This is a genomic window from Fructilactobacillus myrtifloralis, assembly GCF_024029335.1.
In the GTDB taxonomy this organism is placed as follows: Bacteria; Bacillota; Bacilli; order Lactobacillales; family Lactobacillaceae; genus Fructilactobacillus; species Fructilactobacillus myrtifloralis.
Genome location: NZ_CP097116.1, coordinates 809,975 through 832,598 on the forward strand (window position 1 = coordinate 809,975; position 22,624 = coordinate 832,598).

Genomic DNA, 22,624 nt, shown 5'->3' on the forward strand with positions numbered 1-22,624 from the left:
AATAATTAAAGCTTAATTTTTGAATTTATTCGTATGAAATTATATAACTACTTCAAATATAAACTAACAAAGAAATAATAAATCACAAAAACCATAATACTAATCAGCTAATCTAGGTTATCTAACGAGCTTGGACATTCTCCCAGTAGATTTTTACTCGGTTATTTTTTTCTCCTGTGTATCTTTTTCCTGGTTAAAAAAACTCCGGAGCAAGATGATTGCTCCGGAGTTAAAATATTCATCTTATTTGAGATCAGTTTGCGTAAGTTGCAAGTTACTAAATTGGTTGTCGCTATCATCCGGTTTAATGCTGTAGCCTTTCACCCGTTTGTTAACTGGCTGCCAGTCTAGCGAGAATGAACTTGGTGCATAAGCTGCTTCCTTATTCATGTATTCCTGCCAGTCTTTGAACTGTTTAGCCCGGTACTGATCGTTCCAAGCCTTATCGTTATTCATGTTGTTCATCAATTGCGTGTTTTGCTTGGAAACGAAGTGACCCATATTAAATGGTGCACTTTGACCGTAAAGTGCAGTTGGCGTTGGTTCAGAACTAACCGAGAAGCCGCCCCGCCAAACATCAATGTCTTTGTTATCAGGCTTTCTCAATGCAGCTAGATAACTGTTTCCTTCCATCAACTTACCAGAGGTAAACTTCACGTTCAGGCCTAACTTCCGCCATTGCTGAACGTAATACTTACTAGTAGCATTTGAAGCTTCGGAACTATTTGGCGCCGCAAAGTTAATTTCCAATGGTTTCCCATTTGGTTGAACCCGCCACTTCCCTTTCTTCTTGTAACCGGCTTGATCCAACAGCTTATTGGCCTTGGCTTCATCGTATGGGAATCCTTTAGCCTGTTTGTCGTAGTACTTCTTAAACACCGGTGGAATCAAGGTATTAGCTCGCCAAGCAACCCCGTTTCCAAATTTCTTAGCAACTTCATCCTGGTCGATGGCATACATCATGGCCTGACGAAGGTTCTTGTTGTTCATCTTCTTGTTCTTGTCCGTAACCTGCTTGTTGGTCTTAGTGTCGAAGTGTCCAAGGTTAAAGCCGAAGTAGTAGTACCCCAATTCTGGTTGACCAACCACTTGGTAATTACTCATTTTGGCAATCTTTGGATAGTCAGCCGCAGATTGGACTCCCTGGGTAAAGTCATACTTCTTCGCTTTCAATGCCGCCGTCACGTTACTTGGTGAAACGATTTGAATGTTGATGTGTTTGATGTGCGCCTTTTTACCCCAGTAATACTTGTTTGGACTCCAACTCGTTGACTCCCCTTCAACCACTTTGTCAAGTTTGTAAGCACCGGTAAAGATCGGAGTTTTCCGAATTTTATCAGAAGCAACGAGATCCGGAATCTTAACGTCCTTCAAGTATTCATACGGTTCAACTGAGCCCCACATAAAGTAGTTACCAGAATACTGCATGGCTGGCGTGATCCGATCATATTGAATAACCGTTTTCTTACCTTTTTCTCCATCTGGGAACGTAATTCCGGCGATCTTATCGGCCTTTCCGTCGTGGTAATCCTTCATTCCCTTGATGTGTTCAAAGTCATCTGAATACTGTTGTGATTTTGTTTGCGGATTGGCCAGCACTTCGTAAGCGTATTCCACGTCCTTCGCTGTAACCGGCATCCCATTCGACCACTTGGCATTATTGCGCAAGGTAATTGTTGCCGTATTATTTTTCCGGTTTAAACGAAGGTTTGCCAAACCGCCATCTTTAATTTTGTAGTTATTATCGGTGGCAAACAGGTTGTTTTGTCCTCCAGGGAGAAAAACATCTGCATCCGTTTTATCGTTCGCTAAAATTGGATCGGAAATCCCAGTAAACGGAGATTGAGAAACCTCACCGATTTTCAAAGTCCCATCGTTAGCCTTAGAATCTGCTTTTCCTGCAGCACTATAAGTTTGTGGAAGTTTAGGCGTTTTAGCAGTCGCATCGCTGCCACCGTTAGAACAGGCCGCCAGTGAAAGTGCCACTACGGCAACGCTCCCCCACAGAGCTAGTTTGTGTCGTCTCTTCATTGTCTGTTTTTCCTCCTTTAAGCTAAAGTTTCGTAAACGTCGTAACCGCAGTAAAATTCGTAACCACCTCCTTTAGTAATTAACTTCCGCGTCGTTGCGAAGCGTTCGCCGTGCGCCGTAATACCTGTCCCACGTAACTAATCGCTAAACATAAGAGAATAATCTCTATAGCGGCCGGTAACCACGTCCACCAGTACTGAGTAATGTTATTAGGATCGTTGGCGTTCGCAATCAACGTCCCTAGTGAAGGGGTGCCATCGGGAAGTCCGAAGCCCAAGTAGGATAATCCCGTTTCAACTCCAATATTTTCTGCGAATGATAACGTGGTATCAACGATAATTAGGGACGAAATGTTAGGGAGAATTTCCCGGAACATAATTTTCAAGTTACTTGTTCCGGAAACCTTGGAAGCCGCTACGTAATCTTTTTGTGACTCAGCTAACGTACTGGACCGAATCAAGCGAGACGTTCCCATCCAGTAAAAAATTGATAGCAACAATGTCAATGTGATCGCATTATAGTGAGGGATAATGGTCACTAACACGATAATGGTCATTAACATCGGGATAATCATCATGAAGTCGTAAACCCGTTGCATTGTTAAATCGACGTATCCGCCGTAGTAGCCAGACACTAATCCATATCCCACCCCAAAGGTGGATGAAATGGCAGTTAACCCAATCGCAATTAAGATGGAATTTCTAGAGCCAACAATCAGTTGGGAAAAGATCGGTCGTCCGGAGGAATCGCCCCCTAAAATGTAATTCGTAAAGGGTTTCGCGTAGTAACCCATCAAATCGGTCTGCATGATTTGGGGCACGTTGATGAAGAAGGACCCGATTAACACTAAGAGAATAAAGAACCCGATAAAGATCGCTGAAGCCAGTGCTACTTTGTCGGCTTTAAATTCGTTGAGCATCACCCGCACGGTACTTGGGGTGGCTTCGCTTTCCGCTTCTTTAGAAAGTTCTAACAGCTCGTCATCAGCTAACTCGTCGCGACCACTAAATTCATCTACCATCTTCACTCCTCCTTCCTACTCAATTCGAATCCGTGGATCCACGATGCTCAAGACAATGTCTGAAAGTAAAGTGCCTAGCAGATTCAAGAATCCGTACAGTAACACGAGCGTCGTGATAACCGTGTAATCGCGGTAGTTCACAGCATTTAAGAACAGTTGCCCCATGCCTGGGTATGAGAAAATCATTTCGGTAAAGATGGACCCAGCTAGTAGCCCCGTAATCGAGTACCCGGCAAAGGCGGCAATCGGCAGTACTGAGTTTCTAAAAATGTGGTGCCGATAAATATCCCGACTGGGAACCCCCTTGGCAACTTCCGTTTTCACAAAGGCGGAGTGTTTGGAATCAATTACCTGGGAACGTAGATACTGAATAATGTTCACGGTTCCAAACAAGGCGCCAAGCAATCCCGGTAAAAGAATGTGTTCCAAGCGGGATAAAAGTGTCGGACCCAGTCCCGAAACACTCGGAGCAACGGATCCCGAGGTTGGGAACCACCCGAGCGCATAACCAAAGATCCAAATCCCAATGACAAGGACCACAAAGAATGGAATCGACATCGTGACGTAGGTATAGATTCGGATTAACGTATCCGACCATTTGCCCTCGTTCTTTCCGGCATAAATCCCTAATGGTAGTCCAATTACATACGTTAAAATCATCGTAAATACGGCTAGCCACAACGTGTTAAGTCCCCGTTGCTTAATTAAATCCACCACTGGCATTTGATATTCGTAACTCATCCCTAAGTTTCCGTGGAATAAATTAACGACCCAGTGCCAGTACTGCACGTACCACGGATCAAAGAGTCCGTTAGCAACCATCAACCGGTGAATTTCAGCGGGATTACTCTTCGGATTAATCGAACCGGTAAACGGATCGCCAGGCATAGCTTTGGCCAGTAAAAATACCAAGAGACTCAAAACAATTAATTCAGGGATCATAATCAAGATTCGGCGTAAAATTGTTTTCCACATGATTAGTCATCCTCCTTTAATTGCTTGTACTGCAAAGCTTGCTTAGGTGGTAACGAAACTAGATGTCCAGGACTAACTTCTACCATTGGATAAGCCCGTCCAGTTTCATCGTAGTAATCGTCCTTATGCGCTTGATATTTCCGTTCAACCGCTTGGCGATGTTCTAAGTTCTGCTGTCGCTTGGATAGATTAGTACTCGGAATGGCAGCAAGTAGTCGCTGCGTATAGATGTGTTTTGCATGTTGATAAATATCTGTGCGACTCCCGACTTCCACGATTTGTCCCCGATTCATGATCGCAATCCGATCACACATATGGCGCACTACCCCGAGATCATGTGAGATAAAGAGGTAGGAAATCCCTAGTTCCCGTTGAATCTGCTTCATAAAATTCAAAACCTGGGCTTGTACCGATAAGTCCAACGCTGAAACTGGTTCATCCGCAATGATAAGCTTGGGGTTCGTGGCCACAGCTCGCGCAATTCCAATTCGTTGGCGTTGACCCCCAGAGAATTGATGAGGGTATTTGTAAAGCATATCTGGAGCAAGCCCCACAGTTTTCATTAGTTGTAAAACCCGAATTTTTTCTTGTTCGGGGGTTAGCTTTTCGAAGTTTTTTAACGGTTCGGCAATGATGCTTTCAATCCGCTTATGGGGATTCAAGCTTGAAAAGGAATCTTGAAAAATCATTTGAACTTCTCGATCATAATTTAACTTTTTCCGTTCGTGCTTGGTATTAACCGGCTGGCCGTTAAACTGAATTTGACCAGCCGTGGCTTTTTCCAGTCCAATAATGGTGCGCCCGGTCGTCGATTTTCCCGATCCAGATTCACCAACCAACCCAAATGACTCGCCTGCTTGGATCGTAAAACTCACTCCGTCAACCGCGTAAACTTTGTCAACCACACGATTGAAAAAACCGCCCCGAATGGGAAAGTGAACTTTTAGATTGTTAACCGTTAACAAGCTCATGAGTCCCGTTCCTCCTTAAAGTAAAAATGTTGATAACAGGTACAACGGACTTCGTGTCCATCAGCTAAGCGATGCATTTTCGGATGTTCCTCGTGATCCCGAGCTGGAATCCAAGGAATCCGGGGAGCAAAGGCATCTCCAGTTTTCGGCATCTTTTGTAACGATGGAACTGAACCTTGGATGACATATAAATCATCGTTTTCACTGTCCGCCTGGGGAATTGATTTTAATAATGAACGGGTGTATGGATGTTTAGGTTGGTTGAAAACCTGAGTTACGGAGCCCTTTTCCACGATCTTACCGGCATACATTACGTGGACGTAGTCGGCGGTCTCTGCAACCACCCCTAAGTCGTGTGTGATGAGAATGATGCTGGCGTGGTTTTCAGTTTGAATGTGGCGGAGTAGGTCTAGAATTTGAGCTTGAATCGTAACATCCAGAGCAGTTGTTGGTTCATCAGCAATGATAAAATCCGGTTTGCAGGCAATTGCAATTGCAATTACGACCCGCTGTCGCATCCCCCCAGATAATTGATGCGGAAATTGATGGGCGGTTCGTTTTGAATCAGCAATCCCGACCTGATCTAACAGATCCAGCACCCGATCATGCCGTTCATGAGCGTTTAAATCGGTATGATAAATCAACGTTTCTTGAATCTGCTCTTCAATCCGCTTCAAGGGATCGAGTGCCGATAGGGGATCTTGAAAGATCATTCCGATTTTGGCGCCCCGAATCTGATTGTATGTATGTTCGTCAAGCTGAGTTAAATCTTGTCCTTCAAACTCAATTTCACCACTAATCTTCGTTTCGGCTGGATCCTGCAAGCCCATGATTGAATTAACCAACGTGCTCTTGCCACACCCAGATTCACCCACAATTGCTAAAATTTCATCCTGTTTAATTTTCAGATTGATTTCAGAAATAGCTGGATAAAATTTCCCGTCAATTTTAAATGAAGTGGTTAGATTCTTAACTGTGAGCAGTGTTTGTCGTTTTGTCGTCGGTGCTGTCATAAAATCGTCTCCAAACCAATAACTTAACTTTAATTTAAATTTCACTCATTATATGACTTGATTTCTTAACTGACAACCTTGTTTAACCAAATTATTTAACTAAAAAACGAACTTAACCGTTTTTGGCACATTATGAATTCGATTTCATTCCTTATATAATGGGCATTATCAAATCATGACTTAAAAACTCAAAAAATTAAATTTTTGGTAATTTTGATTATCAAATTTCAACTTAATCCAACTGTTTACACAAAAAAGCCTTCTGATTGAGGTTTCCCTTAATCAGAAGGCGCAATTTAGTTATTTAATTGATGCCAGTTTGTCCCCCTGCAGGGCGCAACGATTTCCCCGTCAACTTCCAGTACACAAAAGAAATCATGGAGTTCAAAACGTAGTAAATGTACTTGCCGACGTTCGCCCAGTTGCCCATCGTTACGTTCCGAATCAATTGCAGCACGTTATAAACACCCCAAGCAGTCCACTGGGATTTCACTTTGAACACGTTTAACGTGTCAGCCATCAGGGAAAAAGAGAAGACCAACGACGTCATGATGAACAAAAAGTTAACCTGCCGAAACGCGAAGTAGTTAATCCCAAAGCTAACTAACACAGCTAACCCCGCAATCAAAGGCATCACTACTTTAGCATGAGGAACCATTCCCTTGCGGTTTTTAAAAATTGTGCGCCACGTGAACCAAGCCAACATGTTGAGCACGAACGAAATCGGGTACGTATAAATGGCGCCAAAGTTCCCTAACGCATAGTCGACAAACCCGGCAATCACAATGTTAATGAACCCAATCAAATTCCCAAGGTTGTTAATCTTGCCGACGTACCGAGTTGATAAAACCGAAAGGACGGCGGAAATGGTCGATACAATCCCCAACGGGAACCACTTCCAACTACTGGTCCGTAACCAAGGAATTGGCGATTGCGCCAGTGTCGTGGCGTAATAACCAGCTGAAATCGTGGCTACTAAAACCAGTGCAACCCCTAGATAGTCAAACCAGTTGGACCCAGCCGTCTGATATGCCCATCTAATAATTTGGTTTTTCCGCTTTGAAGTCATTTGCATAAGTAAAATCTCCTTTTGTTTTTTAAGTGGCGTGTCGACAAAATGGTCGACTTGCGGATAGCAACCCACTTTAGGTTTAGATTCGCCCTTAGTCTAGAACGATTCACTTGTTTTGTTTAAATAAATTTGCTATTTTAAGAACTAATTTAAACATTGGAGGATTTTCCCGTGAAAAAAGGTTATTTTTATCTACTTTTAGCACTCACATTCGTTAGCTGGCTGGTGCCCGTTTACATCTTTGTGAACGCCGCTAAAACTCACACCCTCATTAACTTAATTCCCATCGTTGCGGATAATTCCCCTCAAGGATCCTTTGGATGGTCCTGCTGCATCGCTGGCTTATTAACATCATTACAATAATTGCTGCCGCCGTTAAAAAGAAATAAACAAAAAAAGACCGAATCTGCAAATGCAGATCCGGTCTTTTTTAACCAATTAGTCAACCTAATTACGTTCCAAGAATTAACCTTGGTCGTTGTGAAGACGCTTGTCAGCTGGCTTCGTCTTAGGAATTCCACCCATTGCTTCTGGGTTTTCTTGGTAAGTGAATTTCTCACCATCTTTAGCAACTTGTCCTTCAAAGGCACGTGAGCCTTCACCATCGGAGAAGTTCATCAATACGTGAGCAAATTCTTTGTGTTCGATTTCTTTCATATCACCAGGTACGATTACTCCGTACTTATCTTCTAATTCTTCTTGGGCCTTCATGAATTGTAATTGGTGTTGAGTCTCACGAGCCAACAAGAATTTAAGCATGTCACGAATACCTTCGTCTTCAGTCATGTAGTAAAGACGACTAACTTGTAAACGAGCTTCTGATTCACGCGTAACGTTGAAACGCATGTCAGCAACAAGGTTACCACTTGAAGTAGCGTAGCCAGCGTTCCAACCAAAACCGTTCGGGTTGTTCAAGCTAGCAGTCATACCGTGAACAAGTGCGTGTTCTGGATCCATCCCAGCCATTACAGAAGCCAAAGCAGGATCTTTTTCGTAAGCAGCGTCTTGTTCGCTAAATGGAGCGCCTTCTAATAAGTAGGCGATCATCGTTGAAATCATTTCAACGTGGGCGATTTCTTCAGTACCAGTATCTAATAAAAGATCCTTGTACTTTTCGTCGCCAGTTGAAGACCAACCTTGTGAAAGGTATGACATCATACCAGTAACTTCACCCCATTGGCCACCCAATGATTCTTGAAGCCGACGAGCCATTAATGGATCTGGACGATCAGGTTTGGCGTTGTACTGTAGTTTGCGTGTGTGTTTAAACATAAAATAAACATCCTTTCTGTTCTTTGAGTAACCGACTCTCATCGGTTTACTCACCAATAGTTTCCATGCCGCACGTTAAGCAGTTGCCTACTTATCTATCGCGCACAATTAAATATATCACTACGCATTTTTCTTGTCTACCAAAAAAACTCATTTTTTCTCAAAAAAATTTAAATCATGAATTTAAAAACGCTCAAATCCCTTGCCAGTCAAGGCTTCCAGCGTAGCTAAATTTCCTCAAAAAATTATAAAAATTAAAAGATAATTATCAATCAGATGATCCAATCTTAACAATTTAACTTCACTTCTAAAACCATTTTGCCAATCAAAAAAGGATCTATTTCGATAGTCAAATCGAAATAGATCCCAAAAACTAAATTGGTAAATAAGCAACCACACCATTACTAATCATTACCGGTTTTTATTTAAATGTTGAACTACTTTTCGTCACGTTTACGCCGTTTAAGTCCCAATCCAGCTAGGAACATCGTCAACAAGCCCAGCAACGTCAGATTTTGCTGATCACTACCTGTTTGTGGTAACTTTTGCTGCTTAGTTGCATGGCCATTGTTGTGATGCTGTCCATTATGGTTTCCATGATTAGAATGACTCTCATGGTTCGGGAAGCTAGTAGAAGCACTTTCGCTGGCAGAGTTACTTTGGCTAGTTGAAGCACTCACACTAATTGAGGAACTAGTGGACTCACTCGTTCCATCAAAACTATTGATGCTAGTTGAGTTATTAACACTTACCGACGTACTAAGGCTATTGCTGGTACTGTCGGACATACTCAAGCTAGCTGAGTCACTCGTACTCATTGACAGGCTCGCACTATCCGAAGTACTCAAGCTAGCCGAATTGCTAGTGCTCATCGACAAGCTGGAACTATCTGAAGTACTTAGGCTAGCTGAGTTGCTAGTACTCATCGACAGGCTCGCACTATCTGAAGTACTCAAACTAGCCGAGTTGCTAGTGCTCATTGACAGGCTAGCACTATCTGAAGTACTCAAGCTAGCCGAATTGCTAGTGCTCATTGACAGGCTAGCACTATCTGAAGTACTCAAGCTAGCCGAATTGCTAGTGCTCATTGACAGGCTAGCACTATCTGAAGTACTCAAGCTAGCCGAATTGCTAGTGCTCATCGACAAGCTGGAACTATCCGAAGTACTCAAACTTGCTGAATTACTAGTACTCATTGACAAGCTGGAACTATCTGAAGTACTTAGGCTAGCCGAGTTGCTAGTGCTCATCGACAGACTCGCACTATCTGAAGTACTCAAGCTAGCCGAGTTGCTAGTACTCATCGATAGGCTAGCACTCGTAGAATTACTCATGCTAGTTGAAGCACTGGCGCTACCAGAAACGCTCGCACTCGATGAGTTACTCATGCTAGTTGAAGCACTGGCACTGCCTGACACGCTTGCGCTCGATGAGTTACTCATGCTGGTTGAAGCACTGGCACTACCAGAAACGCTTGCACTTGATGAATTACTCATGCTGGTTGAAGCACTGGCACTACCAGAAACGCTTGCACTTGATGAGTTACTCATGCTAGTTGAAACGCTCGCACTGCCGGACACGCTTGCACTTGATGAGTTACTCATGCTAGTTGAAACGCTCGCACTGCCGGACACGCTTGCACTTGATGAATTACTCATGCTGGTTGAAGCACTGGCACTACCAGAAACGCTTGCACTTGATGAGTTGCTCATGCTAGTTGAAACGCTCGCACTGCCGGACACGCTTGCGCTCGATGAGTTACTCATGCTAGTTGAAACGCTCGCACTGCCGGACACGCTCGCACTCGATGAATTACTCATGCTGGTTGAAGCACTGGCACTTGATGAAACGCTCGCACTCGATGAGTTACTCATGCTGGTTGAAGCACTGGCACTTGATGAAACGCTCGCACTCGATGAGTTACTCATGCTGGTTGAAGCACTGGCGCTACCAGAAACGCTCGCACTCGATGAGTTACTCATGCTGGTTGAAACGCTCGCACTGCCGGACACGCTTGCACTCGCTGAGTTACTCATGCTGGTTGAAACGCTGGCACTACCAGAAACGCTTGCACTTGATGAATTACTCATGCTAGTTGAAGCACTGGCACTGCCTGACACGCTTGCACTCGATGAGTTACTCATGCTGGTTGAAACGCTCGCACTGCCGGACACGCTTGCACTCGATGAGTTACTCATGCTGGTTGAAACGCTGGCACTACCAGAAACGCTTGCACTTGATGAATTACTCATGCTAGTTGAAGCACTGGCACTGCCTGACACGCTCGCACTGCCTGACTTGCTCATGCTAGTTGAAACGCTCGCACTCGCTGACACGCTCGCACTAGATGATTCACTAACGCTCATTGATCCACTAATACTGTTTGAAGCACTCATACTAGTACTGTCAGATGAGCTAACACTGGCACTATCGGAGATGCTCAAGCTATCTGAGGCACTGACACTCGCACTGTCAGACATGCTGAGGCTATCAGATGCACTAACGCTCGCACTATCTGACATGCTCAAGCTGTCGGAAGCACTGACACTCGCACTGTCGGACATGCTCAAACTGTCAGATGCACTGACGCTCGCACTGTCGGACATACTCAAGCTATCAGAGGCACTAACGCTCGCACTATCTGACATACTCAAACTGTCAGACGAACTGACACTCGCACTGTCGGACATGCTTAAGCTATCAGATGCACTGACGCTAGCGCTGTCAGACATACTTAAGCTATCAGATGCACTGACACTCGCACTATCTGACATGCTCAGGCTATCTGATGAACTAACGCTCGCACTGTCAGACATGCTTAAGCTATCAGATGCACTGACACTCGCACTATCGGACATACTCAAGCTGTCAGAGGCACTAACGCTCGCACTGTCAGACATGCTCAAACTATCAGATGCACTGACACTCGCACTATCGGACATACTCAAGCTGTCAGAGGCACTAACGCTCGCACTGTCAGACATGCTTAAGCTATCAGATGCACTGACACTCGCACTATCGGACATACTCAAACTGTCAGAGGCACTAACGCTCGCACTGTCAGACATGCTCAAACTATCAGATGCACTGACACTCGCACTATCGGACATACTCAAGCTGTCAGAGGCACTAACGCTCGCACTGTCTGACATGCTCAAACTGTCTGAAGCACTCATGTTATTGTCAGATGCGCTCAAACTATTCGACATGCTTAAGCTATCGGAAGCACTAACACTTGCACTGTCGGACATACTTAAGCTGTCAGACGAACTAACACTCGCACTATTGGACATGCTTAAGCTATCAGATGCACTGACACTCGCACTATCGGACATGCTCAGGCTGTCAGATGAACTAACACTTGCACTGTCGGACATACTCAAGCTATCAGAAGCACTGACACTCGCACTATCTGACATGCTCAGGCTGTCTGATGAACTAACACTTGCACTGTCGGACATACTCAAGCTATCAGAAGCACTGACACTTGCGCTGTCGGACATGCTTAGGCTATCGGAAGCACTAACACTCGCACTATCTGACATGCTTAAGCTGTCGGAGGCACTGACACTTGCGCTGTCAGACATACTCAAGCTGTCGGAGGCACTGACACTTGCACTGTCGGACATACTTAAACTGTCAGATGAACTAACACTTGCACTATCTGAAGTACTCAAACTATCTGAATCACTAACGCTGGCACTATCTGACATGCTTAAGCTGTCGGATGAACTGACGCTCGCACTATCGGACATACTCAAACTGTCGGATGAGCTGACACTCGCACTGTCAGACATACTCAAACTATCTGAAGTACTCATGTTATTGTCAGAAGCACTCGCACTATCGGACATACTCAAGCTATCAGAGGCACTGACACTCGCACTATCGGACATGCTTAAGCTGTCGGATGAACTGACACTCGCACTATCTGACATGCTTAAGCTGTCGGATGAACTGACACTTGCACTGTCGGACATACTTAAACTGTCAGATGAACTAACACTTGCACTATCTGACATGCTTAAGCTGTCAGATGAACTAACACTTGCACTATCTGACATGCTTAAGCTGTCGGATGAACTGACGCTTGCGCTGTCAGACATACTCAAGCTATCAGAGGCACTAACACTCGCACTGTCAGACATACTCAAGCTGTCAGAAGCACTAACACTGGCGCTATCCGACATACTCAAACTGTCGGAGGCACTGACACTCGCACTATCTGAAGTACTTAAACTATCTGAAGCGCTGACACTCGCACTATCTGAAGTACTTAAACTATCGGATTCACTGCTACTTGCACTATCTGAAGTACTTAAACTATCTGAAGCGCTGACACTCGCACTATCCGAAGCACTCAAACTATCGGATTCACTGCTACTTGCACTATCTGAAGTACTCAAACTATTTGATTCACTTACACTCGCACTATCCGAAGCACTCAAACTATCGGATTGGCTAACACTATCAGAACCACTAACACTTCCAGATGTACTAATGCTAGTAGAATCTGAATTGGAAGCACTGTCACTAGCACTAGCCGAAGTTGATTCTGAAGGATACGTATCAGAAATTACATAAATCTTCACATTCAGAGGATCAGCTCCAACGAGTGAACTAGTCGTTTGACTGTTACCATTTAGCTCTCTACCGACTGCATAGTGATAACCCTTAGGCGCATTTTCAACTGAATAATATGGGTCCGTCCAATCAATTGTATTCCCGTAGTTAGCAGGAGCATTCTTGGTTCCACTAGCTTCCTGACCTGCATTTGCATCATCAGTCGGAATTACCTTCCCGGTAATGGAATCAACGTATTGGTAAGTAACGTTCTTATTAGGTTGCCCGTATACATAGATCTTGTACGTGTATTCTTGGCCTTCCATTGGCAGAATGGCAACAGTTGCTTGCCCGTTTTCATCACCATTATCGGCATTGTTAGTGGAATCACCACCACTTTGCGCATCACTCTTAGCAGAATTAGGAATCTGGTTCCCTAAGCCCCACATGTAATGTTTCGGCATTTCTTGGTTAGCATACTGGTCCGTGTCTAGCGGAACATACTTCCCAATGTAATCATCCTGACCGGGTTGCAAGTCAACCGTTTTAATTACTTTACCGTTTTGATCAACATATTGAATGTGAACTTTTCCAACTGGCAAAGCATCGGTTTGCAACTCACGGGTATTCTGGCTTAACAATGAAGAATTGGTTTGGTTCCCGTTTAGATCAGTAAGAATTGCCTGTCCATTCTTGACTTGTAACTTAACGAATCTTCCTTTGTTATCCCCACTTGGGTTATTGGCCTTTGAATCAGTCCCATTCCAAGTTTCGATGCTGGAGTTATCCATGGTAAAGGTTCCATGACCAGAGATAATTCCATTATTGGTAGCTAACGGGTTCCCGTTCGAGTCCTGGATGGCTAAGTGCATTGCCTTTGGTGAGATAAACGTCACGCTAGAATTGTCAGCAAGCTGGATTACTGAACCATTAATCCGTTGGTTAATGTCAATAACTGCACCGGCATTAAAGACTGCTTTTTGGTTGTTCCGTAAATTAATTGCCCCTGGTTGCGTGGTAATTGGAGCAGATAAGTGGAAGTTCTGTCCAAACGTAAAGGTGGCATTTGGATAAACCTGGGATTGCGTTCCGTTAATAAAGTATTGGAACCCAGTTTGAGTCCAGTTAACGTTATCTCCCACCGTCATTGTTTGGATGTGCAGGTAGACAGCTGGATATGATTCGGCTTGGTTGTTATATGCATAAGCTGCGTTGGAAGAACCATCCCCCATCGTGAAGCTATTACCATACCCGATACTTCCCTTTGGTGCCACATCTTCAAAGTAAAATTCGGAGAATAACTTATCATTGTTCGTCCGGTTCAACGTCACATGACTGTTGTTTGCAATTTCAACCTTTCCAACTCCACGCGTAATTTCGTTAGAAATATCGAAGACGTTGGTTCCGGAGAAGTTAGCCTTAGATCCAATGGCAAAGACCGCATGTAATGGATTGAAACCATTACTTGAAGTAGTCAAGTGAATGTTATGGAAGTTCGTAGTTAATTGATTGCCGGCTCCAGAATAAACAAGTGAGTACCCATTTCCATCATTGTAGTTATAACCTTCTTTGATGGTCAGGTCGGAAAGGGTCACGTTCATTTCTTGGTTCGTGTTTCCACGCAACCGGAAGTTACTGTTTCCAATGTCGATTGTGTGGTTATTACCATTAATAATGACATCGTTACCATTATCACGCCAACCTAACCTAGTTGCCTTACCGCGGTCGATGTCACCGTTAATGTCAATGTAGCGGATCTTATCGTTTTCCCAAGCTGCTTTCAGACCAGCGTAATCAGTCACACTGGCATAAGTACCGTTATTAATGGCATCTTGCCGGTATTGATCATTATTAGTGATCTGATCTGGAGTAAGTACCGTAACCGAAGTTGGTGTTTTAGCCTTTTCCCCAGAATGAATTTGGTCCTCAAATGATTGCCGATTCTTATCGGGATCAGAAGCAACATGAAGAGTATCTCGTTGCGAGCCATCAGCATTTAGGTACACAAAGTTGGTCTTTAATTTATTCTTATTCCCAACTTCTGTAATTGCTGATAAAGTAGCGGCACTCGGCGTAACGTTGGTTGGTAATCCAATGTTGGCCACCCCGTCGTGTGCGTTAATTGAAACCACGGCATCTTTCGGTGCTTCCCGTTTGATTTCGTTATACGCCGCCTGTTCGTTAACTACCGGGTTTCCTGGTTGTTGCTGTGCCACCTGGTTGTTACCAGCAGCCGAATCAGCAACCGTAGCTTGAAGCTTTGTCACCGTCGAGCCCGGTTGGTCAGCAATTGGGCTAGTGGGTTGCTTAGCAGGCCCTTGCTCATCATGCTGGTTAACCGGCTGTTCGGAACGAGCTACTGGTTGATCAGTAACTGGTTGATCAGTAACTGCTTGCTTAGCGTTAGTCGAATCAGTTTGATCCGCTTGTTTGTCAGCAGCAGTCTGTTTATTGGTAGTAGCTTGTTTATCAGCCTTTGTCGACGTGCTCGTGCTCAGACTAGTTGAGTCAGATAAAGATGACTTCAAACTAGTTGAATTAGAGATTGACAGTGACTGGCTGTTACTAGTTGAGAGCTGTAAGGCTTCACTCATACTAGTTGAAACTTTATCTAACTTGGCCTGCGAATCCTGGTTACTGTCCGTAACAGAATTGCTGGTCGAGGTTGACGGGATGGTGGCGGAATCATTCCCCGCTAGCACATCCTGCTTGGCTTCTTTACTAGGATTATTCCCAGCGCCACTCGTTGTATCAGCATGTGCTGCGCTGACACCCACGTTAGCACCAAGAATCCCCCCCATTAGGGTAATTCCGGCAAAAACCCACTTTTTCCCGTCTTTATACATTTTGTAATGTACTTTGCCATTTTCATGAACTAGACGGTTAAGATTTTGTTTTTTTCTATTATCATACATGAAAATTATCCTTCCACTTACGCCAAAAGAAGCAAATCCATTTTAAAGAATTCACTTCTTTCAGCAATACTAAAAAGTAAACTGATTTAAATCGCTATATTCGAATATAAACTTACTACTCGTCTTCCTTCTTACGTTTCCGTGATTTAAAGCCTAACCCAGCAAGAAGTAACGTTAGCAATCCAATTAATGACAAGTTCTGTGATTGCTCACCTGTTTGTGGCAACTTCGCTTGTTTTTTATTTGAATTACCTTTGTCACTAGCATGAACGGAACTAGATCCATGATTTCCATCATCATGGTTCATTGAAGAATGATCACTTGGCAGTTTGTTTGATGAGTTACTTGAAACAAGTGAAGATCCTACACTGCTTGAAGCACTGGCACTCGCCGAAGCACTTGTACTAGTTGAGGCGCTCGCGCTGTCGGACATGCTGAGACTTGCTGAATCACTCGTACTTGCCGAAACACTGGCACTGTCGGACATGCTCAAGCTTGCTGAATCACTCGTACTAGTTGAAACGCTCGCACTGTCGGACATGCTGAGACTTGCTGAATCACTCGTACTTGCCGAAACACTGGCACTGTCGGACATGCTCAAGCTTGCTGAATCACTCGTACTAGTTGAAACGCTCGCACTATCGGACATGCTGAGGCTTGCCGAATCACTTGTACTAGTTGAAACACTGGCACTGTCGGACATGCTCAAGCTTGCTGAATCACTCGTACTAGTTGAAACGCTCGCACTGTCGGACATGCTGAGGCTTGCCGAATCACTTGTACTAGTTGAAACACTGGCACTGTCGGACATGCTCAAACTTGCCGAATCACTCGTACTGGTTGAAACGCTCGCACTATCGGACATGCTCAAGCTTGCTGAATCACTCGTACTTGCCGAAACGCTCGCACTATCAGACATGCTCAAGCTTTCCGAATCACTTGTACTAGTTGAAACACTGGCACTGTCGGACATGCTCAAGCTTGCCGAATCACTCGTACTTGCTGAAACGCTCGCACTGTCGGACATGCTCAAGCTTGCTGAATCACTCGTACTGGTTGAAACGCTCGCACTGTCGGACATGCTCAAGCTTGCCGAATCACTTGTACTGGTTGAAACACTCGCACTGTCGGACATGCTCAAGCTTTCCGAATCACTTGTACTAGTTGAAACGCTCGCACTATCGGACATGCTGAGGCTTTCCGAATCACTCGTACTTGCTGAAACGCTCGCGCTGTCAGACATGCTGAGGCTTGCTGAATCACTCGTACTTGCTGAAACGCTCGCACTATCAGACATGCTCAAGCTTTCCGAATCACTCGTACTTGCCGAAACGCTCGCACTGTCAGAAACGCTCAAACTATCTGATGCACTAACACTTGCACTGTCAGAAACGCTTAAGCTATCTGAGGCACTCACACTCGCACTGTCAGAAACACTCAAGCTATCTGAGGCGCTGACGCTAGCGCTATCTGAGATGCTCAAACTATCTGATGCACTAACACTTGCACTATCAGAAACGCTTAAGCTATTCGAAGCACTCACGCTTGCACTATCGGAAACACTCAAGCTGTCTGAGGCACTCACGCTCGCGCTGTCAGAAACGCTTAAGCTATCTGAGGCACTCACACTCGCACTGTCAGAAACACTCAAGCTGTCAGAAGCACTGACGCTAGCGCCGTCGGAGACACTCAAGCTATCGGAGGCACTAACACTTGCACTGTCAGAAACGCTTAAACTATCCGATGCGCTGACGCTCGTATCTGAAACGCTCAAACTGTCAGAGGCACTAACACTTGCACTGTTAGAAACGCTCAAACTATCTGAGGCACTAACACTTGCACTATCGGAAACACTCAGGCTATCCGATGCGCTGACGCTTGCACTGTTAGAAACGCTTAAGCTATCCGAGGCACTAACACTTGCACTGTCAGAAACGCTTAAACTATCCGATGCGCTCACGCTCGCACTATCTGAAACGCTTAAGCTGTCGGATGCACTAACGCTTGCACTATCAGAAACGCTCAAGCTGTCAGAAGCACTGACGCTAGCGCTGTCGGAGACACTCAAGCTATCTGATGCACTAACACTTGCACTGTCAGAAACGCTTAAACTATCCGAAGCACTGACGCTCGCACTATCAGAAACACTTAAACTATCCGAAGCACTGACACTCGCACTATCAGAAACACTCAGACTATCCGAAGCGCTGACACTTGCACTGTCAGAAACACTCAGACTATCCGAAGCACTGACGCTTGCACTGTCAGAAACGCTTAAACTATCCGAGGCACTGACGCTCGCACTGTCGGAAACACTCAAGCTATCTGAGGCACTCACGCTCGCACTGTTAGAAACGCTCAAGCTATCTGAGGCACTGACGCTCGCACTGTCAGAAACGCTCAAGCTATCCGAGGCACTGACGCTCGCACTATCAGAAATGCTTAAGCTATCTGAGGCACTCACGCTCGCACTATCAGAGATGCTTAAGCTATCCGAGGCGCTCACACTGGCACTGTCGGAAACACTTAAGCTGTCGGATGCACTCACACTCGCACTATCAGAAACGCTTAAACTATCCGAGGCACTGACGCTCGCACTGTCGGAAACACTCAAGCTATCTGAGGCACTCACGCTCGCACTGTTAGAAACGCTCAAGCTATCTGAGGCACTGACGCTGGCGCTATCTGAAACACTTAAGCTATCAGATGCACTGACGCTTGCACTGTCAGAAACACTTAAACTATCTGAGGCACTCACACTTGCACTATCAGAAACACTCAAGCTATCTGATGCGCTCACGCTCGCACTATCGGAAACACTCAAGCTATCCGAGGCGCTGACGCTTGCACTGTCAGAAACGCTCAAACTATCTGAGGCACTCACACTTGCACTGTCAGAAACGCTTAAACTATCCGATGCGCTCACGCTCGCACTATCTGAAACGCTCAAGCTATCCGAGGCACTCACACTTGCGCTGTCGGAAACACTCAAACTATCTGAAGTACTCATGTTATTGTCAGAAGCACTCAAACTATTCGACATACTTAAGCTATCAGATGCACTGACGCTTGCACTGTCAGAAACACTTAAACTATCCGAGGCACTCACACTTGCACTATCAGAAACACTCAAGCTATCTGATGCGCTCACGCTCGCACTATCGGAAACACTCAAGCTATCCGAGGCGCTGACGCTTGCACTGTCAGAAACGCTCAAACTATCTGAGGCACTCACACTTGCACTGTCAGAAACGCTTAAACTATCTGAGGCACTCACACTCGCGCTATCAGACGTACTTAGACTATTTGATTCACTGGTACTTGCACTATCTGAAGTACTTAAACTATCTGAGGCACTCACACTCGTGCTATCAGACGTACTTAGACTATTTGATTCACTGGTACTTGCACTATCTGAAGTACTCAAACTATTTGATTCACTTACACTCACACTATCCGAAGCACTCAAACTATCGGATTCACTCAAACTTGCACTATCCGAAGCACTCAAACTGTCGGATGTGCTGGTACTGACACTACCAGAATTACTTAAGCTATCAGAACCACTTACTGAAGAACTATCACTTGTACTTGCCGAACCACTCGCACTAGTTGAAGCTGATTCAGATGGATACGTATCAGCAATCACATAAATCTTAGTGTTTTGTGGTTGGTCGGTAACCACCATTTCTCCGGGTTGTTGGTTTCCCTTTAGATATTGACCGGTTGCATAGTGATATCCAGACGGAACATTTTCTTGCGTATAGTAAGGATCATTCCAATTAATCCTGTTACCGTAATTGGCAGGAACGTGATTAGTTCCAGCTGCTTCTTTTCCAGCCTGACTACCGTTTACATCAATAGTCTTACCTGTGTTTGCATCAACGTATTGATACGTGACGTTCTTATTAGGTTGACCATAAATATAAATCTTGTACGTATACGTTTGTCCCGCCATTGGTACAATTGCTAAGTTAGCCTGCCCATTTTCATCACCATCATCAGCTGTGCTAGTTGGGTCACCACCAGCTTGTCGATCCGTTTGTGCTGACTGTGGAATTTGTTTACCTAAGCCCCACATGTAATGCTCTGGCATTTCTTGGTTAGCAAATTGCTTGGTATCTAATGGAATGTAAGATCCAACCGCTCCGCGATTTTGCTGGGGAATTTCCGTTGTTTTGATTACGTTTCCATATTGATCAACGTATTCAATTTTTATTTTTCCAGCTGTTAAAGCCTCGGTCTGTAGCTCACGGGTGTTATCAGTAAGGATGGTTGAAGCGGCAACTTGACCGTCCAAGCTGGTAACCGTTGCTTTTCCGTTTTGAACTACTATTTTTTCGAAGACTTTACTATCGTTACCATTTGGAACATTTTCAGGGGAATCTCTGTTCAACCAAGTTCTAATCCCCGAATTATCCATGGTAAATGTTCCCGTTCCGGTAATGATTCCTTTCCGGGTTGCATCGGGGTGACCATCCTTGTCTTGAACCGCTAAATGCAAGGATTTTGGAGAGATAAATTCAATGCTTGAATTATTCCGTAATTCAATTACTGGCCGGTTATCTCTTTGTTGGATATCCATAATTGTTCCAGCATTGAAAATCGCTTTTTGGTTGTACTGCAAGCGAATGGCACCACGACGATTACCGGCATTCGCTTCCATGTGGAAATTCTGTCCAAAAATAAATTCAGCATTCTTAGCTCTTGTATTTGCCTGACCGGTATTTAAGAAGTAACGGAATCCGGTCTGTGACCAGGTAACGTTATCTCCAACCCGCATTCCCCCAATTTTTTGGTAAATGGCAGGAAAATCTTCAGCTTGATCATTATAAGAGTTAACTGTATTGGAAGAATTATCTCCCATAATGAAGAGATTATCTTCACCGACACTACCCTTTGGAGCGTAGTTACTAAAATTGAACTCAGAAAATTCACTATCGTTAGCAGTCCGATTAAGCGTCACGCTGGCATGGTCGGCAATTTCAACTCTTCCCATTCCCCGTGCAATTTCGTTGGAGAGTTCAAAGGTGTTTTTACCAGAGAAGGTTAACTTAGAACCAATTCCATAAAATACTCGAATTGGATTTTGAACTTTCCCTTTGTTATTGCCAGAGGTAGAAGGTTGAACAGTTACATTATTAAAGTTAGCTGAAACAAATTTACCATTGGCAGCATATACTAATGAACTAGCCGTGCTTTGGTTAGATGTATAACCTTGTTTGAAAATAACGTTCGAAATCGTGATGTCAGTAGCATTATCACTCGTTCCTCTCAGAGCAAAGTTATTTCCACCGAGATCGATAATATGATTATTACCATTAATAATGATGCTATTCCCAGTATCACGGGTTCTGATGCGAGCATCGCTTGGACTAATGGTAATGTCTGACGTTACGTTAATGTACCGAATGGAATTGTTTTCCCATGCATCCTTCAACTGGCTGTAACTGGAAACATCAACATAGGCATTATTTTTCTTGGCCTCATCACGATAATGCTGATCATTTGTAATCTGATCTGGCGTCAACACCGTAACCGAAGTTGGTGTTTTCGTTGAATTGCCCTTATTGATGTTGTCTTCAAATTGCGGCCGGTTCTTATCTGGATCAGAAGCAACGTGTAACGTATCTCGCTGTGAGCCGTCAGCATTCAAGTACACAAAGTTGGTCTTTAATTTATTCTTATTCCCAACTTCTGTAATTGCTGATAAAGTGGCGGCACTCGGCGTTACGTTGGTTGGTAATCCAATGTTGGCCACCCCATCGTGCGCGTTAATCGCAACCACGGCATCTTTTGGCGCTTCCCGTTTGATTTCGTTATACGCCGTCTGCTCGTTAACTACTTGATTTCCTGGTTGTTGTTGCTTCAGCTGGTCGTTACCAGCAGCAGCCGAGCCAGCAACCGTAGTTTGGAGCTTCGTCACCGTTGAGCCTGCTTGGTCAGCAATTTGACTAGTGGGCTGCTTAGCAGTCCCTTGCTCATCATGCTGGTTAACCGGCTGGTCGGGACGAGCTACTGATTGATCAGCTGCGGTCCGCTTAACGTTAGTCGAATCAGTTTGATCCGCTCGTTTGGCAGTCGCAGATTGTTTGTCAGCCTTTGTCGACGTGCTCGTACTCAGACTAGTTGAGGCTGATACGGATGACTTCAAACTAGTTGAGTTAGAGAGTGACAATGACTGGCTGTTACTAGTTGAGAGCTGTAAAGCTTCACTCATACTAGTTGAAACTTTGTCTAACTTGGCCTGCGAATCCTGGTTACGATTCGTAGCAGAATTGCTGGTCGAGGTCGACGGGATGGTCGCGGAATCATTCCCCGCTAACACATCCTGCTTGGCTTCCTTACTGGGATTATTCCCGGTTCCACTCGTTGTATCAGCATGCGCTGCACTGACACCCACGTTAGCACCGAGAATTCCTCCCATCAGGGTAATTCCGGCGAAAACCCACTTTTTCCCGTCTTTATACATTTTGTAATGTACTTTGCCATTCTCATGGACTAGACGAGTGAGGTTTTGCCGATGGTTCCTTTTATCATCCATTCAGATAACCCCCATCTAATATTTATTGTTACGTACAATTCACGTAACCAATTTGATTGTACTAAATGAAATTTGATATTACAACGTGTTTTGGATAAAAAACAAAAAACTTTGGTTATATTTTTATAATTTTTGTTTGCTAAACTGCCGGGAACCTACGTCTGCGTAAGAATTGCTTTGATACCAAAAAAACACCAGAATTAACCTAGTTACGATAACTAAGTCAGTCCTGGTGTAAAAAAATAAC

The 22,624-nt window shown here is 44.5% G+C and carries 12 protein-coding genes and 2 pseudogenes; 3 read left to right on the forward strand and 11 right to left on the reverse strand.

Annotated features, from left to right (window positions below):
• Window positions 1-243 precede the first annotated feature (243 nt).
• The 8 genes from M3M35_RS04215 to M3M35_RS04250 all read right to left on the reverse strand — a co-directional run bounded on the left by M3M35_RS04215 (window position 244) and on the right by M3M35_RS04250 (window position 9,035).
• Window positions 244-2,031: an oligopeptide ABC transporter substrate-binding protein gene (locus tag M3M35_RS04215; RefSeq protein ID WP_252749434.1), complete on the reverse strand. Its 1,788-nt coding sequence runs from the start codon at window positions 2,029-2,031 to the stop codon at window positions 244-246.
• A gap of 79 nt (window positions 2,032-2,110) precedes the next feature.
• Window positions 2,111-3,052: an ABC transporter permease gene (locus M3M35_RS04220; RefSeq protein WP_252749435.1), complete on the reverse strand. Its 942-nt coding sequence runs from the start codon at window positions 3,050-3,052 to the stop codon at window positions 2,111-2,113.
• Window positions 3,053-3,067: 15 nt separating this feature from the next.
• On the reverse strand, window positions 3,068-4,027 hold the full coding sequence (locus M3M35_RS04225; protein ID WP_252749436.1) for an ABC transporter permease: 960 nt from the start codon (window positions 4,025-4,027) through the stop codon (window positions 3,068-3,070).
• A gap of 2 nt (window positions 4,028-4,029) precedes the next feature.
• Window positions 4,030-4,998: an ABC transporter ATP-binding protein gene (locus tag M3M35_RS04230; protein ID WP_252749437.1), complete on the reverse strand. Its 969-nt coding sequence runs from the start codon at window positions 4,996-4,998 to the stop codon at window positions 4,030-4,032.
• Complete coding sequence (locus M3M35_RS04235; RefSeq protein ID WP_252749438.1) at window positions 4,995-6,011, reverse strand: ABC transporter ATP-binding protein; 1,017 nt, start codon at window positions 6,009-6,011, stop codon at window positions 4,995-4,997. Before M3M35_RS04235 ends, M3M35_RS04230 begins: the two co-directional genes overlap by 4 nt.
• A 304-nt stretch (window positions 6,012-6,315) precedes the next feature.
• A complete protein-coding gene (locus M3M35_RS04240) occupies window positions 6,316-7,086 on the reverse strand; it encodes a nicotinamide mononucleotide transporter family protein (RefSeq protein ID WP_252749439.1) in 771 nt (256 codons plus the stop codon).
• 462 nt (window positions 7,087-7,548) lie between these two features.
• Window positions 7,549-8,355: a manganese catalase gene (locus M3M35_RS04245; protein WP_252749440.1), complete on the reverse strand. Its 807-nt coding sequence runs from the start codon at window positions 8,353-8,355 to the stop codon at window positions 7,549-7,551.
• Window positions 8,356-8,792: 437 nt separating this feature from the next.
• A complete protein-coding gene (locus M3M35_RS04250; protein ID WP_252749441.1) occupies window positions 8,793-9,035 on the reverse strand; it encodes an LPXTG cell wall anchor domain-containing protein in 243 nt (80 codons plus the stop codon).
• A 46-nt stretch (window positions 9,036-9,081) separates the two neighbouring features.
• On the opposite strand from M3M35_RS04250, the gene M3M35_RS04255 reads away from it, so the two are divergent.
• Together M3M35_RS04255 and M3M35_RS07355 are read left to right on the forward strand one after the other, a co-directional pair.
• Window positions 9,082-12,939, forward strand: a complete 3,858-nt coding sequence (locus M3M35_RS04255; protein ID WP_252749442.1) for a coiled-coil domain-containing protein — start codon at window positions 9,082-9,084, stop codon at window positions 12,937-12,939.
• 924 nt (window positions 12,940-13,863) lie between these two features.
• A complete protein-coding gene (locus M3M35_RS07355) occupies window positions 13,864-13,992 on the forward strand; it encodes a hypothetical protein (RefSeq protein ID WP_274706342.1) in 129 nt (42 codons plus the stop codon).
• Between the two features lie 407 nt (window positions 13,993-14,399).
• Here M3M35_RS07355 and M3M35_RS07375 read toward each other — a convergent pair.
• A pseudogene (locus M3M35_RS07375) lies at window positions 14,400-15,023 on the reverse strand (pectate lyase-like adhesive domain-containing protein); the annotation flags it as partial.
• Here M3M35_RS07375 and M3M35_RS04260 point away from each other — a divergent pair.
• Window positions 14,929-15,174 (forward strand): hypothetical protein, encoded by a 246-nt coding sequence (locus M3M35_RS04260; RefSeq protein ID WP_252749443.1) that lies wholly within the window; start codon window positions 14,929-14,931, stop codon window positions 15,172-15,174. The pseudogene M3M35_RS07375 and the gene M3M35_RS04260 overlap by 95 nt on opposite strands.
• Window positions 15,175-15,674: 500 nt before the next feature.
• Here the strand turns inward: M3M35_RS04260 and M3M35_RS07380 are convergent.
• Window positions 15,675-15,833: pseudogene (locus tag M3M35_RS07380) on the reverse strand (KxYKxGKxW signal peptide domain-containing protein); the annotation flags it as partial.
• Between the two features lie 115 nt (window positions 15,834-15,948).
• Window positions 15,949-22,377: a pectate lyase-like adhesive domain-containing protein gene (locus M3M35_RS07360; protein WP_274706343.1), complete on the reverse strand. Its 6,429-nt coding sequence runs from the start codon at window positions 22,375-22,377 to the stop codon at window positions 15,949-15,951.
• Between the last annotated feature and the right edge of the window lie 247 nt (window positions 22,378-22,624).